The organism is Streptomyces sp. NPDC001816 (genome assembly GCF_042892235.1).
In the GTDB taxonomy this organism is placed as follows: domain Bacteria; phylum Actinomycetota; class Actinomycetes; order Streptomycetales; family Streptomycetaceae; genus Streptomyces.
Genome location: NZ_JBIATY010000013.1, coordinates 83,813 through 98,149, shown reverse-complemented (window position 1 = coordinate 98,149; position 14,337 = coordinate 83,813). Strand labels below are relative to the sequence as shown.

Sequence of the window (14,337 nt, the reverse complement as noted above, 5' to 3'; positions counted from 1 at the left end):
GATCCGCCTCCGCCGCTCGGCGGAGACGCCGTCCTCCTCACAGCCTCCGCGTGGCCAGCGTCAGGCGGTCCCGCGCGTCGAACAGGGCGTCCTTGATCATCTGTTCGTGGGCCGGGGTCAGGCGGGCCACCGGGACCGAGCAGCTGATGGCGTCGCGGGCGGGGGTGCGGTACGGGATCGCCACACCGAAGCAGCGCAGGCCCAGCGTGTTCTCCTCGCGGTCGACGGCGAAGCCCTGCTCGCGGACCTGGTGGAGTTCCTCGATCAGCTTCTCGCGGTCGGTGATGGTGTGCTCGGTCAGGGCGGGCAGGGTCTCCGGGAGGAGCTTGCGGACCTGTTCGTCGGTGTGGGTGGCGAGCAGCGCCTTGCCGAGGGACGTGGAGTGGGCGGGCAGGCGCCGGCCGACGCGGGTGAAGGGGCGCAGGTAGTGCTGGGACTGGCGGGTGGCCAGGTAGACGACGTTCGTGCCGTCCAGGCGGGCCAGGTGGATGGTCTCCGTGGTGTCGTCGGAAAGGCGGTCCAGGGTCGGGCGGGCCGCCGCCACCACCTCGTCGCCGTCCATGTAGGAGGTGCCGACCAGCAGTGCCCGCACCCCGATGCCGTACCGCGTCCCCGTCGCGTCCGTCTCCACCCAGCCCAGCTCCACGAGCGTGCGCAGCAGCATGTACAGGCTGGACTTGGGGTAGCCCACAGCCTCCTGGACGGCCGCGAGGGAGTGCATACCGGGCCTGCCGGCGAAGTACTCGAGCAATTCAACGGTCCGCACCGCGGACTTGACCTGCGCCCCGCCTGTCTCGCCTGCCGACATCGCCGCTGACCCCTTCGTTCGACGAGGACCTGGATATATAGTCTCCGAGCAGCGTATTCATCATCAGAGACAGTGTTCAGTATATCGAACGCGGCTGATGGTTGACCCAGGAAGTGCGGCCTTACTTGGAGGGACCCGCGGTGGCAGCAGCACCAGTCTGGAGTGTCGACCCGCGCACCGGGAAGCAGCGTGAACAGGTTGCGGTGGAGGCCACAGCCCAGGAGGTGGACGCGGCCGTCAGGGCGGCACACGCCGTGCGCGGTGCCCTCGCCGACCGCACCGTCCGCTCCGCGTTCCTGCGCTCGGCCGCGGCAGGCCTGAACGCGGCCAGGGACGGTCTGATCGAGACCGCCGACGCCGAGACCGCCCTCGGCCCGGTCCGGCTGACCGGCGAACTCGCCCGTACGGCGTACCAGTTGCGGGCCTTCGCGGACATCGTCGACGAGGGCGCCTTCCTGGACGTCATCATCAACCACCCCGACGACACCGCCACCCCGCCCATACCGGACCTGCGCCGCTACAAGGTCCCGCTGGGCGTCGTGGCCGTCTACTCCGCCTCCAACTTCCCCTTCGCCTTCTCCGTGGCGGGCGGCGACACCGCGAGCGCGCTGGCCGCGGGCTGCCCGGTGGTCGTCAAGGCCCACCCGGACCACCCGGCCCTGTCCGAGCTGGTCGCCAAGGTGCTGCGCCGGGCCGCCGCCGAGCACGGCATCCCCGAGGGCGTCGTCGGCCTCGTGCACGGCTTCGAGGCGGGCGTCGAGCTGATCAGGCACCCGCTGGTCACGGCGGCGGGATTCACCGGATCCGTGCGCGGTGGGCGTGCCCTGTTCGACGCGGCCGCCGCGCGCCCGGTGCCGATCCCGTTCCACGGTGAGCTGGGCTCGCTGAACCCGGTCCTGGTGACCGAGGCGGCGGCGGCCGAGCGGGCGGAGGCGATCGGATCCGGCCTCGCCGGGTCCATGACGCTGGGCGTCGGCCAGTTCTGCGTCAAGCCGGGTCTGGTGCTGGTGCCGTCCGGCGCGGCGGGCGACGGCCTGGTCAAGGCGCTCACGGACGCCGTCAGCGACACCGACGCGGGAGTCCTCCTCGACCACCGCATGCGGGACAACTTCGTCGCGGGCGTCGCCGAGCGGGCGCAGCTGCCCGAGGTGGACTCGCCGGTCACGCCGGGCGCGGGCGGCGAGCACACGGTCAGCGCGGGGTTCCTCACCGTGCCGGCGAGCAGGCTGGCCGAGCAGGGCGCGTACGACCTGCTGCTGGAGGAGTGCTTCGGGCCGGTGACCGTGGTGGTCCGGTACGAGGACGAGGGCGAGGCGACGGCGGTCCTGTCCCGGCTGCCGGGCAACCTCACGGCGACCGTCCAGCTGTCGGCCGAGGAGGCCGCCGGCGAGGGCCGGGGCGCCGAACTGCTCGCCGAGCTGACCCCGCTGGCCGGGCGCGTGCTGGTGAACGGATGGCCGACGGGCGTGGCCGTGGCTCCGGCCCAGCACCACGGCGGTCCGTACCCGGCGACCACCTCCACGTCCACGTCCGTGGGCGGCACGGCCATCGAGCGGTGGCTGCGGCCCGTCACCTACCAGGGCGCGCCACAGGCCCTGCTGCCGCCGGAGCTGCGGGACGACAACCCGCTGGGCCTCCCGCGGCGGTTCAACGGCGGCCTCGAGCGCTGAACCGGATTCGCAGGACGGAGGAAAAGGAACCTGGGACACTCACGCAATGGACGTGGAACTTCCCGAACTCCCCTTCGCCCTCCGCACCTACGGGCCCGACGGCAACTGGTCCTATGAGGGGGGTGTGCTCACGGGATGGGCCGGGCCCCGGCAGGATCGGTTCGTCACGCCCACCGGTGAGGCTCTGGAGCCCGCCTCCGACGCGCCCCGGCTGCTCGGGGCGCCCGAGGACGACTTCCAGCTGATAGCCCGGGTCACCGTCGGGTTCGGCGCCGCCTTCGACGCCGGAGTGCTCTACGTCCACGTCGGCGAACGCGCCTGGGCCAAGCTCTGTCTGGAGTACTCCCCGGATGTGCCCACCGTCTGCACGGTGGTCACCCGGGGACACTCCGACGACGCGAACTCCTTCACCGTGGAGGGGAGTTCGGTGTGGCTGCGGGTCAGCAGGACCGGACGGGCCTTCGCCTTCCACGCCTCCCGGGACGGCGAGCGCTGGACCTTCGTCCGGCTCTTCACCCTCGGCGAGGAGAAGGAGACCGGCGCGGCGCTGATCGGCTTCATGACCCAGTCGCCGATGGGCGAGGGCTGTGTGGTGACCTACGACCACATCGAGTTCCGGCCCGGCTGGCCGGACGACCTGAGAGACGGCAGCTGAGCCGAAGGGCAGGGCGGGGTACGGAACCGGGGGCGGTGCTCGTACGTCCTCCGTTGCATGATCAGTGAACGCGTGAACGGTGCTCTGGTGATCCGCACCGCCCTGCCCGCCGAGGCCGAGGTCATCGCCGATCTGCATGTCCGGGCGCGCTCGACCTACTACCCGGACGGGCTCCCGCCGGCCGACTTCGACTGGGTCGAGGCCTGGCGCGGTTCCATCGAGCGCCCCGAGGCACATGTGCTGTGCGCCGTCGAGCAGGGCCGGATCGTCGGCATCGCCTCCTTCCGCACCCCGGACGGCGCACCCGCGGAAACGGTCAAGTTGTTCCAGTTCCACGTCGACCCCGACCACTGGCGCGCCGGCATCGGTACGGCCCTGCACGCGGCCTGCGTGGAGGAGTGGCGGGCCGACGGCAAGCGGACGGCCGTACTCGACGTCCATACGGACAACGCCCGGGCCCAGGCCTTCTACGCCCGCCAGGGCTGGATCCCCGACCCGGAGAACCCGCCCGCCGAGGGCGACCACCACCTCGACCTGCGCTTCTCCGTGCCCGGGAATGAACGTGGCTGATTGAACGTTCACGTACTGGCCGGAGAGAGCCTCCGCGCCCGTACGACCTGGAGAGAGCCGAAGACATGCGCGTCGAGATCTGGAGCGACATCGCCTGCCCCTGGTGCTACGTGGGCAAGGCCCGCTTCGAGAAGGCGCTGGCTGCCTTCCCGCACCGCGACGGTGTCGAGGTGGTGCACCGCTCCTTCGAGCTGGACCCGGGCCGCGCGAAGGGCGACGTCCAGCCGGTGATCAGCATGCTCACCAAGAAGTACGGCATGAGTGAGGAGCAGGCCCAGGCCGGCGAGGAGAACCTGGGCGCCCAGGCCGCCGCCGAGGGCCTGGACTACCGCACCCGGGACCGCGACCACGGCAACACCTTCGACATGCACCGCCTGCTGCACTTCGCCAAGGAGCAGGGCCGGCAGGACGAGCTGATCCAGATCCTGTACCGGGCCAACTTCGCCGAGGAGCGGTCCGTCTTCACCGAGGGTGACGAACGCCTGGTGGGGCTGGCCGCCGAGGCCGGCCTGGACGCCGAGGCCGCCCGCACGGTGCTCGCCGACCCGGACGCGTACGCCGACGAGGTCCGCGCCGACGAGCGCGAGGCAGCCCAGCTCGGCGCGAACGGTGTGCCCTTCTTCGTCCTGGACCGCAAGTACGGCGTCTCCGGAGCCCAGCCCGCCGAGGTCTTCACCCAGGCACTGACCCAGGCCTGGGGCGAGCGTTCCCCGCTGAAGCTGGTCGACCAGGGTGATGCCGAAGCGTGCGGCCCGGACGGGTGCGCGGTGCCGCAGCACTGAGAAACCGCAGGTCGGCGCGGACGTATAAGCGTCTCTAAGCGGATCCACGTAAAAATCGGCAATGGACTACGACTTCATCCGGCCGCAGAGTGGACCCATGGAGACCACGGAGACGTTCGAGAGCCTCGTCCGCGCCGAGTTCACCCCGAAGACCACCTACCTCAACACCGCCAGCAACGGCCTGCTGCCCGCCCGTACCGTCGCCGCCCTGCACGAGGCGGCGCTGCTGCGGGCCGAGGGCCGTCCGCTGACCCCGCTGTTCGAGGACGTCGAGGCCTGCCGGGCCGGGTACGCCCGGCTCGCCGGAGTCCCGGCCACCCGGGTCGCGGCGGGCGCCTCGGTCGCCGCGCACTCCGGCGTGATCGCCGCCTCGCTGCCCGCCGGGGCCGAAGTCCTCACCGCCGAGGACGACTTCACCTCCGTGCTGAACCCCTTCCACGTCCGCGGCGACCTCAAGGTCCGCGCGGTGCCGCTGGAGCGGATCGCCGAGTCCGTCCGCCCGGACACCGCGCTGGTCGCGGTCAGCGCCGCCCAGTCCGCCGACGGCCGCCTCGCCGACCTGCCCGCCCTGCGGGAGGCCGCCCGTGCGCACGGGGCGCGCACCTACGTCGACTTCTCCCAGGCCGCCGGCTGGCTGCCGATGGACGCGGACGCCTACGACTTCACCGCCACGGCCTCCTTCAAGTGGCTGCTCGGCCCGCACGGCGCGGCCTTCCTCACGGTCCCCGAGGACTTCGGCGGGCTCACCCCGCTGCTCGCGGGCTGGGTCGCGGCCGAGCAGCCGTGGGACAGCTGCTACGGCCCGGTCGCCGAACTCGCCCACTCCGCCCGGCGGTTCGACCTCACCCACGCCCTGTTCACCTACGCCGGGCTGCGCCGCTCCCTCGAACTGATCGAGGAACTCGGCGTGGCCGCGGTCCACGCCCACGACGTGGCCCTCGCCGACCGGTTCCGGGCCGGGCTCGCGACCCTCGGCCACGCGGCCGTGCCCGCACCCGGCTCGGCGATCGTCTCGGTCCCCGGACTCGGCGGCCGCCAGCCCGAGCTGAGCCGCGCCGGCATCGAGGTCTCCAACCGCGCGGGCAACCTGCGCGCGGCCTTCCACCTGTTCAACACGCCCGCGGACGTGGACCGCCTGCTGGACGCGCTGTCCGGCTGACACGACCGGACCGGGACCTCCCGTCCCACACGAGGAGGCCCCGGCCCGGTGCTCTGGGGGTTACTTCACCGGGGTGAAGTCGCGCGCGCCAATGAACTCAGGCCGGCGCACCGGCGCGGCGAACGGCTCCACCGCCGCGTTCTCCACGCTGTTGAACACGATGAAGACGTTGCTGCGCGGGAACGGCGTGATGTTGTCGCCGGACCCGTGCATGCAGTTGCAGTCGAACCAGGTCGCCGAGCCGGCCCTGCCCGTGAACAGCCGGATGCCGTACTCGCTAGCCATCTTGGTCAGCGCCTCGTCGGACGGCGTGCCCGCGTCCTGCATCTGCAGCGACTTCTTGTAGTTGTCCTCGGGCGTGGCCCCGGCGCAGCCCAGGAACGTCCGGTGCGAGCCCGGCATGATCATCAGGCCGCCGTTGGTGTCGTAGTTCTCGGTCAGCGCGATCGAGACGGACACCGTGCGCATGTTCGGCAGACCGTCCTCGGCGTGCCAGGTCTCGAAGTCCGAGTGCCAGTAGAAGCCGCTCGCCCCGAAGCCCGGCTTGACGTTGATCCGGGACTGGTGGACGTAGACGTCGGAGCCGAGGATCTGCCGGGCACGGCCGACCACCCGCTCGTCCCGCACCAGGTTCGCGAACACCTGGCTGATCCGGTGCACCTCGAAGACGGAGCGGATCTCCTGCGACTTCGGTTCGACGATCGAGCGCTCGTCGGCCCGGATCGCCGGGTCCGCGATCAGCCGGTCCAGCTCGGCCTTGTAGACCTCGACCTCGTCGGGGGTGATCAGCTGGTCGATGGCGAGGAACCCGTCACGCTCGTACGACTGGAGGCCGTCGGTCGTAATCGGGCCGGGCGTCGTCGGGGAGCCCCAGACGACCGGGTCCTGGCGGGGGACGGTCACCTCGGCGGGGCGCCGGCTGGGATACAGGTCGGTGACGGTGGTCATGGGTGTCACACCTCCTCGGGCTCGGTGAGCAGGGGATAGACGCCGTTCTCGTCGTGGTCCTCCCGTCCCGTCACGGGCGGGTTGAACACGCAGATGCAGCGGAAGTCCTCCTTGACGCGCAGCGTGTGCCGCTCGTGCCCGTCGAGGAGGTACATGGTGCCGGGAGTGATCGTGTACGTCTTCCCGGTCTCGTGGTCGGTGAGTTCGGCCTCGCCCTCGACGCAGACGACCGCCTCGATGTGGTTGGCGTACCACATCGACGTCTCGGTCCCGGCGTACAGGACGGTCTCGTGCAGGGAGAAGCCGACGCGCTCCTTGGCGAGGACGATCCGCTTGCTCTCCCAGGTGCCGGACTTCGCCCGCACATGCCGGTCGGTGCCTTCGATGTCCTTGAACGATCGGACGATCACGGTGGTGCACAGCCTCCTTGCTAGATGGTTTCCCGGACGGCACGGGCGAGGACGCTCAGCCCCTCGTCCAGTTCGTCGGCGGTGACGGTGAGGGCGGGCAGCAGCTTGACGACCTCGCCCTCCGGGCCGGACGTCTCGATGAGCAGCCCGAGTTCGAAGGCCCGTCGGGCGATCCGCCCGGCCCGGTCCTTGTCGTGGAACTCCAGGCCCCAGACGAGACCGCGCCCTCGGTACTCCTTCACGTCGGCGAGGTTCTCCTCGGTGATGGAGATCAGCGCCTGCTCGATCTGCTCGCCGCGGGCGCGGGTCTGCTTCTCCATGGCGGAGCCGTCGGTCCAGTACGTCTCCAGGGCAGCGGTGGCCGTGACGAACGCGGGGTTGTTGCCGCGGAAGGTGCCGTTGTGCTCGCCCGGCTCCCAGACGTCGAGTTCGGGCTTGAAGAGGCACAGCGACATCGGCAGGCCGTACCCGCTGATCGACTTGGAGACCGTGACGATGTCGGGCGTGATGCCCGCCTCCTCGAAAGAGAAGAACGCGCCGGTACGGCCGCAGCCCATCTGGATGTCGTCGACGATGAGCAGCATGTCCTGCCGCTCGCACAGCTCGGCGAGCGCCCGCAGCCACTCCGGGCGCGCGACGTTGATGCCGCCCTCGCCCTGCACGGTCTCCACGATCACGGCTGCGGGCTTGTTGAGCCCGGACCCCTGGTCCTCAAGGAGCCGCTCGAACCAGAGAAAGTCCGGGACCGTGCCGTCGAAGTAGTTGTCGAACGGCATGGGCGTGCCGTGCACCAGCGGGATGCCGGCGCCGGCCCGCTTGAAGGCGTTGCCGGTGACGGCGAGGGAGCCCAGCGACATGCCGTGGAAGGCGTTCGTGAACGACACGATCGCCTCCCGCCCCTTCACCTTCCGGGCGAGCTTCAGCGCGGACTCCACGGCGTTGGTGCCGGTCGGGCCCGGGAACATGACCTTGTAGGGCAGGTCGCGCGGGCGCAGCACCAGGTCCTGGAAGGTCTGCAGGAAGGTCCGCTTGGCGGTGGTCGACATGTCCAGGCCGTGGGTGACGCCGTCCCGGGACAGATAGTCGATCAACGCCCGTTTCAGGACCGGGTTGTTGTGGCCGTAGTTGAGTGAGCCGGCCCCGGCGAAGAAGTCGAGGTACGCGTGGCCGTCCTCGTCGTACATCCGGCTGCCCTGCGCACGGTCGAACACGGTGGGCCAGCCGCGGCAGTAGCTGCGAACCTCGGACTCGAGTGTCTCGAAGACGCTGAGGTCGGGCTGGGTGATGGTCACGGTGAATCGCTCCTCAGTGCGCGGTGGGGGTCAACGGGCCGATGCGGTACAGCACTTCGGGGTCGTGCGGGCCGTCCGGGAACAGGTCGGCGGGGAACAGCACCTCGCGGGCCAGGTCGGCGCCGTGGCGGGCGGCGAACGAGGTGAACAGCCGCTCGGAGGCGGTGTTCCCGGGGGTGATGGTGGTCTCGACGGTGGTGATGCCGCGCTCGGCGGTGAGCCGGGCGGTCAGCCCGTCCAGCAGTGCGGCGGCGATGCCCAGACCCCGGTGGGCGGAGTCGACGGCGACCTGCCAGACGAGCAGGGTGCCGGGGCGGTCGGGCCGCACGTACCCGGTGACGAAACCGACGGGCTCGCCGTCCGCGCCGCGCGCCACCGCCGAGGTGCCGGCGAAGTCCCGGCACCACAGCAGATAGCTGTACGAGGAGTTCAGGTCGAGGGTTTTCGAGTCCTTGGCGAGACGCCAGAGCGCGGCTCCGTCGGACACGGCCGGTCGGTCGATGAGCAGGTCTGCTGGTCGGGCAGTCATGCGGCACGAATTTAGCGAGGCAAATTCAGAAATGCACGGGAGGGTTGACCGGAGTGAGGGCCGGAGGCGGCGAAATGCCTGTTTTGCCCCACATCAAATCATGACAAAACACACCTGGTGTGGAGTGTGTCACAGCTCAGAAATCCCTACGAAATCTTGTTGTTTAGCCTCGAAAAAAGCGGGCAGAAGAAGACGGGAAGCTGTTCTGGGTGGAATTCTGGAAATAGGAGCCGGAATTAATGTGGGTCGTGTGAATTTCAGGCGCCGGACTTTACGCAGCGGACTCGGCCCGCAGCGCGTCCGGCGTGGCGTCGCGGTGCTGGGCGGTCGCCGTCGATCCAGCGCTCCTTCCAGTCGAGGAGGGTGGGTAAGAGCGGCGCGGCGCGTTCGGGTTGCCCGCCATGCGGGCCCACGCCCGCTCGCTCACCGAGATCGCCGACACGCCCGCCGGGCCGCCCATCGCCTTCTGCGCGCCGATCACGCACAGGTCGACGCCCCACGCGTCCGGCAGCACCGGCTCCGCCCCGACGGAGGCGACCGCGTCCAGGTAGAACGGCGCGCCGTGCTCCCGTACCACCTCGCCGATCTCCGGGTGGGCGGCGAAGGCTTCCCGGACCAGCTGGGCCGTCACGGCGGTGTGGAAGGGCACTGCGAGGTCGTACACCGTGGCGCCGGCGTCCCGGAGCCAGTCGCCGAACGTCTGGCCGTACGCGCGCATTCAGGGGGTGTGCAAAGGGTGCGACTCCACCGATCTTAAGTCGAGAGGCTCTGTAACCATCGGTTTGGTTTGAGGGGCTCAAACTCTTCCTTATAATCGGAACCCACAGTTCCCCCATAGGGAGATCCACCCATGACAACGCTCCTCGGGCGCCGGGCCCGCATCCTGGCCGCCATCACCGCGACGGCCGGACTCGTGCTCGTGGCCGGCTGCTCCTCCGGCGACTCGGGCGGCAAGACCACCGTCAAGGGCGTCCACCTCGTCAAGGCCGGTCAGCTGACCACCTGCACCCACCTGCCGTACCCGCCGTTCCAGTCGGAGATCAACGGCAAGGTGCAGGGCTTCGACGTCTCCCTGATCGACCTCGTCGCCAAGGACCTGGGCGTCAAGCAGCAGATCCTGGACACGCCGTTCGAGAACTTCAAGACCGGCGCCTTCCTCAACTCCGGGCAGTGCGACCTCGCCGCCGCCGGCATGACGATCACCGCCGAGCGCAAGAAGAACGTCGACTTCTCCGACCCGTACTTCGAGGCCACCCAGGCCGTCCTCGTCGACAAGAAGGCCGGCGTGAACTCGCTCGCCGACGTCTTGGTCAAGGGCAAGAAGCTCGGTGCCCAGGCGCAGACCACCGGCGAGGACTACGCCAAGAGCAAGGGCTTCGACCCGGTCTCCTTCCACTCCTCGGACGCGGTCCTCAACGGTCTGCGCACCGGCCAGGTCCAGGCCGTCATCATCGACTACCCGGTCGTCCAGGGCTGGCTGAAGGACAAGGCCAACGCCGACGCCTTCAAGGTCGTCGACAACCTCAACACCGGTGAGCAGTACGGCTTCACGGTGAAGAAGGGCAACACCGCGCTGCGCGAGGCCATCAACAAGGCGCTCAAGCAGGCCAAGGCCGACGGCACCTACAAGAAGATCTACGAGCAGTGGATCGGCCCGTACAACGCCTCCGCCGCCTCGCCGTCCGCCTCCTGATCCCATGACCGAGACGGACACGCAGATCCAGCCGAGGAAGACAGGCCTGACGCGCCGCCAGAAGCGCAGGCTGTCGCGCGCGGCGCAGTACGCCGTCTTCGTCGCCGCCGTGGCCGCGTTCGCGGCCGCGGCGGACTGGGGACGGCTGAAGAACCAGTTCGCGCAGGCCCACATCGCCGAGCAGATGTTCCCGGACGTCATCACGGTGGCGCTCAAGAACACCGTGCTGTACACCCTGTCCGGCTTCGTCGTGGGCCTCGCCCTCGGCATGGTCATAGCCCTGATGCGGCTGTCCTCCGTGGGGCCGTACCGCTGGGTCGCCGGCATCTACATCGAGATCTTCCGCGGCCTGCCCGCCCTGCTGATCTTCATCTTCGTCGGTGTCGGCGTGCCGCTGGCCTTCCCCGACATCCAGTACCCCGGCGGCACCTACGGCAAGGTCGCGGTCGCCCTCGGCCTGGTCTCCGCCGCGTACATGGCGGAGACCATCCGCGCCGGTATCCAGGCGGTGCCCAAGGGGCAGATGGAGGCGGCCCGTTCCCTGGGCTTCTCGCCTGCCCGGGCCATGATCTCCATCATCATCCCGCAGGCCTTCCGGATCATCCTGCCGCCGCTGACCAATGAGCTGGTCCTGCTCTTCAAGGACTCCTCGCTGGTGCTGTTCCTCGGCGTCACCCTGGAGGAGCGCGAGCTGTCCAAGTTCGGCAACGACCTGGCCAGCACGACCGCCAACTCCACCCCGATTCTGGTCGCTGGCCTGTGCTACCTGCTCATCACCATCCCGCTCGGCTTCGTCGTCCGCCGCATGGAGTCCAATTCCACCAAGGAGGCGATCCGGTGAGCCGCCCGGAGATCCGCGTCCAGGACCTGCACAAGTCCTTCGGCGACAACCACGTCCTGCGCGGCATCGACCTGGAGATCGGCCAGGGCGAGGTCGTCTGCGTCATCGGCCCGTCCGGCTCCGGCAAGTCGACCCTGCTGCGGTGCGTGAACCTCCTGGAGGAGCCCAGCCAGGGCCAGGTCTTCGTCGGCGGCACCGAGATCACCGACCCGGACGTCGACATCGACGCCGCACGCCGCCGCATCGGCATGGTCTTCCAGCAGTTCAACCTCTTCCCGCACCTGACCGTCACCGAGAACCTCACGCTCCCGCAGCGCCGGGTCCTCAAGCGGGACAAGGCCACGGCCGCGAAGACCGCCGCCGAGAACCTCGCCCGGGTCGGCCTGTCCGAGAAGGCGGACGCCTACCCGTCCTCCCTCTCCGGCGGCCAGCAGCAGCGCGTGGCCATCGCCCGCGCGCTGGCGATGGGCCCCGAGGTGATGCTCTTCGACGAGCCGACCTCGGCGCTTGACCCGGAGCTGGTCGGCGACGTCCTCGCCGTCATGCGCATGCTCGCCACCGAGGGCATGACCATGATGGTCGTCACCCACGAGATGACCTTCGCCCGCGAGGTCGCCGACCGCGTCGTCTTCATGGACGGCGGCGTGATTGTCGAGGACGGCAGCCCCGACCAGGTCATCGGCAACCCGCAGCACGAGCGCACCCGCCACTTCCTCTCCCGCCTGCTCGACCCGGCGATGGCTCAGGTGGAGGAGGAGACGTCGGACCAGATCGGGAAGTCCGAGTCCTAGCTCACTAACACGACCGCGCCCTGGCTCATTAAGGTGCGATGCATGAGCGATCACGCGGTGCTGCACGTGAAGGGCCGGGTCCTGGTGGGCCCCGAGGACGTCCGCGACGAGCTGTGGGTGGTCGGCGGGCGCGTCTGCTACGACCGTCCCGCCGGGGCCCGGGACGTCCGGACCGTCGAGGGCTGGGCGCTGCCCGGCCTGGTCGACGCGCACTGCCACGTCGGACTCGGCGCGGACGGCCCGGTGGACGCGGACACCGCCGAGAAGCAGGCGCTGACCGACCGGGAGACCGGCACCCTGCTGATCCGCGACGCGGGCTCGCCCTCCGACACCCGCTGGGTCGACGACCGCGACGACCTCCCGAAGATCATCCGGGCCGGCCGGCACATCGCCCGCACCCGTCGCTACATGAGGAACTACGCCCACGAGATCGAGCCGGACGAACTCGTCGCGTACGTCGCGCAGGAGGCCCGGCGCGGCGACGGCTGGGTCAAGCTGGTCGGCGACTGGATCGACCGCGACCTCGGCGACCTGTCCGCCTGCTGGCCTCGCGAGGCGGTGGAGGCGGCCATCGCCGAGGCCCACCGCCTCGGCGCCCGCGTCACCGCGCACTGCTTCGCCACCGACTCCCTGCGCGACCTGGTCGAGGCGGGCATCGACTGCATCGAGCACGCCACGGGCCTCACCGAGGACCTGATCCCGCTCTTCGCCGAGCGTGGCGTGGCGATCGTCCCGACCCTCGTCAACATCGCCACCTTCCCGCAGCTCGCGGCGGGCGGCGAGAACAGGTACCCGCGCTGGTCGGCTCATATGCGCCGGCTGCACGAGCGCCGCTACGACACCGTGCGCGGCGCCTACGACGCCGGCATCCCGGTGTACGTCGGCACGGACGCGGGCGGCTCGCTGGCCCACGGCCTGGTGGCGGGCGAGGTCGCCGAACTCGTCACCGCGGGCATCCCGCCGGTCGAGGCACTGTCGGCCACCAGCTGGGGTGCCCGGGCCTGGCTGGGCCGCCCCGGTCTGGAGGAGGGCGCACCGGCCGACCTGGTGGTGTACGAGTCCGACCCGCGGGCGGACGTACGGGTGCTGGCGGCGCCGAGCCGGGTGGTGCTGAACGGGGCCGTGGTCGAGTAAGGGAACGCGTGTGCCCGGTGATTCGAAGAAGTGTGCGGAATATTCACGTTTGAGTGAAGTAACTCAGGATAGCTGACCGTTCACCCACAGTGCGTACAAGGTTGACGGGTCCCAAGCAAGTTTCGTCTGGGGGTCCCACCGCCTTGAACAGCAACAACTTCCGTATGCCCGCACGCCGTCTCGCCACGGTCGCGACGGTCACCGCCCTGGCCGCAGGTCCCGCGGTCCTGGGCGCGGGCGCCGCGCACGCGACCACCGACCACGGTCGCGCCTCCGCCGTCGTGCTCCGCACCGGACTCGACGTGTCCCTGCTCAACAAGACCGTGAACGTCCCGCTCGCGGTCACCCTCAACGAGGTCCAGGCGCCCCGGAGCGCCGACAGAACCGCGCTCTCCGCCCGGCTCGACGGCGTGAACGGCGGCAAGCCGTTCACGGTCCTCGGCGCGGACGTCGCGACGGCCAGGGCCACGGTGGACAAGAAGCTCGCCGAGGGCTCGGTCCGCGTCGTCCACGCCAAGGTGCACGTCCCGGGCCTGCCCCTGCTCTCCCTCGTGGAGGTCGACACGGTCACCGCGAAGGCGACCTGCGCGGTCGGCAAGCGGCCCGTCGCCTCCGCCGACGTCCTCGGCGCCGTCACGGTCCTCGGCAAGCGCGTCACGCTGACCGCGGGCGGCCCGACCGAGGTGAAGGTGCCTGGCGTCGGCGAGGTCCGCCTCGACCTGTCCCAGCACGCGACCACGACCCGCACGGCGGCCGCGACGGCCCTCGAACTCAAGGTCTCCGTCAACCCGCTGAAGCTCAACGTGGCCGACGTGGCAGGAACGATCACCCTGGCCAAGGCCACCTGCGAGTCCCCGATGCACCCGCCCACCGGACACCCGGTCCCGAACCACGACCCGGCGTCCGACGTGAAGCCGCAGGGCGCCCGCGCCGACCTGGCCGAGACGGGCGGCAACCCGGCGACGCCGTACATCGCGGGCGGCGCGCTGGCGCTGCTGCTGGTGGGCGGGGGAGCGGTGACGGTGGCCCGACGCCGCAAGAGCTGACGGACCCCT

At 70.3% G+C, this 14,337-nt stretch carries 15 protein-coding genes and 1 pseudogene; 10 read left to right on the top strand and 6 right to left on the bottom strand.

The genetic code is table 11. The features are described 5' to 3' along the window. Positions 1-37: 37 nt before the first annotated feature. Complete coding sequence (locus ACFYZZ_RS35830; RefSeq protein WP_389185291.1) at positions 38-808, bottom strand: IclR family transcriptional regulator; 771 nt, start codon at positions 806-808, stop codon at positions 38-40. Positions 809-948: 140 nt separating this feature from the next. Here ACFYZZ_RS35830 and ACFYZZ_RS35825 point away from each other — a divergent pair, with 140 nt between their 5' ends. The 5 genes from ACFYZZ_RS35825 to ACFYZZ_RS35805 all read left to right on the top strand — a co-directional run bounded on the left by ACFYZZ_RS35825 (position 949) and on the right by ACFYZZ_RS35805 (position 5,644). Further along, positions 949-2,478 carry an aldehyde dehydrogenase (NADP(+)) gene (locus tag ACFYZZ_RS35825; protein WP_389185288.1) on the top strand — a complete coding sequence of 510 codons (1,530 nt, stop codon included), beginning with the start codon at positions 949-951 and terminating at the stop codon, positions 2,476-2,478. A gap of 46 nt (positions 2,479-2,524) precedes the next feature. Then, positions 2,525-3,133, top strand: a complete 609-nt coding sequence (locus tag ACFYZZ_RS35820; protein ID WP_389185285.1) for a DUF1349 domain-containing protein — start codon at positions 2,525-2,527, stop codon at positions 3,131-3,133. A gap of 57 nt (positions 3,134-3,190) precedes the next feature. Then, the gene (locus ACFYZZ_RS35815) at positions 3,191-3,703 is read left to right on the top strand and encodes a GNAT family N-acetyltransferase (protein ID WP_389185282.1); all 513 of its coding nucleotides are present in this window, start codon (positions 3,191-3,193) and stop codon (positions 3,701-3,703) included. A 65-nt stretch (positions 3,704-3,768) separates the two neighbouring features. Next, positions 3,769-4,485 (top strand): DsbA family oxidoreductase, encoded by a 717-nt coding sequence (locus tag ACFYZZ_RS35810; RefSeq protein WP_389185279.1) that lies wholly within the window; start codon positions 3,769-3,771, stop codon positions 4,483-4,485. Positions 4,486-4,582: 97 nt separating this feature from the next. After that, positions 4,583-5,644, top strand: coding sequence for an aminotransferase class V-fold PLP-dependent enzyme (locus ACFYZZ_RS35805; RefSeq protein ID WP_389185276.1), 1,062 nt, complete (start codon positions 4,583-4,585; stop codon positions 5,642-5,644). Between the two features lie 60 nt (positions 5,645-5,704). On the opposite strand, the gene thpD is transcribed toward ACFYZZ_RS35805, so the two are convergent. The 5 genes and pseudogenes from thpD to ACFYZZ_RS35780 all read right to left on the bottom strand — a co-directional run. After that, positions 5,705-6,592 carry an ectoine hydroxylase gene (gene thpD / locus ACFYZZ_RS35800; RefSeq protein WP_389185273.1) on the bottom strand — a complete coding sequence of 296 codons (888 nt, stop codon included), beginning with the start codon at positions 6,590-6,592 and terminating at the stop codon, positions 5,705-5,707. 5 nt (positions 6,593-6,597) lie between these two features. Then, positions 6,598-7,002: an ectoine synthase gene (locus ACFYZZ_RS35795; RefSeq protein ID WP_389185270.1), complete on the bottom strand. Its 405-nt coding sequence runs from the start codon at positions 7,000-7,002 to the stop codon at positions 6,598-6,600. Positions 7,003-7,022: 20 nt separating this feature from the next. After that, entirely contained in the window at positions 7,023-8,294 is a 1,272-nt protein-coding gene (gene ectB, locus ACFYZZ_RS35790) for a diaminobutyrate--2-oxoglutarate transaminase (protein WP_389185267.1), read from the bottom strand. Between the two features lie 13 nt (positions 8,295-8,307). Next, entirely contained in the window at positions 8,308-8,823 is a 516-nt protein-coding gene (ectA, locus tag ACFYZZ_RS35785; RefSeq protein ID WP_389185264.1) for a diaminobutyrate acetyltransferase, read from the bottom strand. A 317-nt stretch (positions 8,824-9,140) separates the two neighbouring features. Next, positions 9,141-9,532: pseudogene (locus tag ACFYZZ_RS35780) on the bottom strand (aminotransferase class V-fold PLP-dependent enzyme); the annotation flags it as partial. A 141-nt stretch (positions 9,533-9,673) separates the two neighbouring features. On the opposite strand from ACFYZZ_RS35780, the gene ACFYZZ_RS35775 reads away from it, so the two are divergent. The 5 genes from ACFYZZ_RS35775 to ACFYZZ_RS35755 all read left to right on the top strand — a co-directional run bounded on the left by ACFYZZ_RS35775 (position 9,674) and on the right by ACFYZZ_RS35755 (position 14,328). After that, positions 9,674-10,516, top strand: coding sequence for a transporter substrate-binding domain-containing protein (locus tag ACFYZZ_RS35775; protein ID WP_389185260.1), 843 nt, complete (start codon positions 9,674-9,676; stop codon positions 10,514-10,516). Positions 10,517-10,520: 4 nt separating this feature from the next. Further along, positions 10,521-11,357, top strand: a complete 837-nt coding sequence (locus tag ACFYZZ_RS35770) for an amino acid ABC transporter permease (RefSeq protein ID WP_389185258.1) — start codon at positions 10,521-10,523, stop codon at positions 11,355-11,357. Beyond that, on the top strand, positions 11,354-12,148 hold the full coding sequence (locus ACFYZZ_RS35765; protein ID WP_389185255.1) for an amino acid ABC transporter ATP-binding protein: 795 nt from the start codon (positions 11,354-11,356) through the stop codon (positions 12,146-12,148). Before ACFYZZ_RS35770 ends, ACFYZZ_RS35765 begins: the two co-directional genes overlap by 4 nt. Before the next feature lie 42 nt (positions 12,149-12,190). After that, positions 12,191-13,282 carry an amidohydrolase family protein gene (locus ACFYZZ_RS35760; protein WP_389185252.1) on the top strand — a complete coding sequence of 364 codons (1,092 nt, stop codon included), beginning with the start codon at positions 12,191-12,193 and terminating at the stop codon, positions 13,280-13,282. A 143-nt stretch (positions 13,283-13,425) separates the two neighbouring features. Next, positions 13,426-14,328 (top strand): SCO1860 family LAETG-anchored protein, encoded by a 903-nt coding sequence (locus tag ACFYZZ_RS35755; protein WP_389185249.1) that lies wholly within the window; start codon positions 13,426-13,428, stop codon positions 14,326-14,328. Positions 14,329-14,337: the final 9 nt, after the last annotated feature.

Excerpts from the sequence above, each read along its gene's own strand:
- ACFYZZ_RS35830 (WP_389185291.1), bottom strand. The coding sequence starts at position 808 with ATGTCGGCAGGCGAGACAGGCGGGGCGCAGGTCAAGTCCGCGGTGCGG.
- ACFYZZ_RS35820 (WP_389185285.1), top strand. The coding sequence starts at position 2,525 with ATGGACGTGGAACTTCCCGAACTCCCCTTCGCCCTCCGCACCTACGGG.
- ACFYZZ_RS35815 (WP_389185282.1), top strand. The coding sequence starts at position 3,191 with ATGATCAGTGAACGCGTGAACGGTGCTCTGGTGATCCGCACCGCCCTG.
- ACFYZZ_RS35810 (WP_389185279.1), top strand. The coding sequence starts at position 3,769 with ATGCGCGTCGAGATCTGGAGCGACATCGCCTGCCCCTGGTGCTACGTG.
- ACFYZZ_RS35805 (WP_389185276.1), top strand. The coding sequence starts at position 4,583 with ATGGAGACCACGGAGACGTTCGAGAGCCTCGTCCGCGCCGAGTTCACC.
- thpD (WP_389185273.1), bottom strand. The coding sequence starts at position 6,592 with ATGACCACCGTCACCGACCTGTATCCCAGCCGGCGCCCCGCCGAGGTG.
- ectA (WP_389185264.1), bottom strand. The coding sequence starts at position 8,823 with ATGACTGCCCGACCAGCAGACCTGCTCATCGACCGACCGGCCGTGTCC.
- ACFYZZ_RS35775 (WP_389185260.1), top strand. The coding sequence starts at position 9,674 with ATGACAACGCTCCTCGGGCGCCGGGCCCGCATCCTGGCCGCCATCACC.
- ACFYZZ_RS35770 (WP_389185258.1), top strand. The coding sequence starts at position 10,521 with ATGACCGAGACGGACACGCAGATCCAGCCGAGGAAGACAGGCCTGACG.
- ACFYZZ_RS35760 (WP_389185252.1), top strand. The coding sequence starts at position 12,191 with ATGAGCGATCACGCGGTGCTGCACGTGAAGGGCCGGGTCCTGGTGGGC.